At 57.3% G+C, this 672-nt stretch carries 1 protein-coding gene; it reads right to left on the bottom strand.

Going from position 1 to position 672, the window contains the following annotated elements:
- A partial coding sequence (locus tag NW848_RS06270) for an RNA-guided endonuclease InsQ/TnpB family protein (protein WP_414510846.1) occupies positions 1–672 on the bottom strand: 672 nt, incomplete at both ends.

Here is a 672-nt window from a genome sequence, read left to right as displayed (position 1 = left end):
GGGCAATCATGCACCCGTTCCGACAAGGTCTTGGGAACACGCTCCTCACAAACACAACAATTTTGGGACGTACCACGGGGATCCACTCTCAACACCTGTTTGCCGCGTTTGACCGCCACTGCTGTCAGAATGTCAAGAAATCGTCCCCAAGCCGCATCCAAAATCGATTTAGCCAACCGAGTCCGTGCCAGCCCTCGGACGTTGAGATCCTCCACCACCAACAGGTCGTATTGCCCCACCAGCCAGTGCGCCACTTGGTAGTGGAACGCTTTGCGTTGTCGGGCAACGTGCAACTGCAAACAAGCAACTTTCGTGGCTTGTCTCTTCCAGTTGGCGGATCCCTTCACTTTGCGGCTCAGTTGCCGCTGCTGTCGAGCCAAGTGCTTTTGAGCTTGGCGGTAGTACCGCGGGATAGGCACCACCTCCCCATCGCTGGTGGTGAGAAACCTATCCAATCCCACATCAATGCCCACCGCCTTTTTGATAGGCACAGGCTCTGGGAGAGGAACGCTTTTGTCTTCCAAGCTGATGCAGACATACCACCCATCGGCCTTGCGCACCACTGTGCAGGTTTTGGGCACAAACCCCTCCGGCAAGGGGCGGTGCAGCACCACAGGCATCGAGCCAATCTTGCTCAGCCGCAGAGTCTCCCCTTCCAGATGCGCTCCCGCC

It is taken from the genome of Synechococcus sp. RC10A2 (assembly GCF_047502605.1).
The sequence above is the reverse complement of the archived record's forward strand: the minus strand, read 5'-3'. Positions and strand labels throughout refer to the sequence as shown.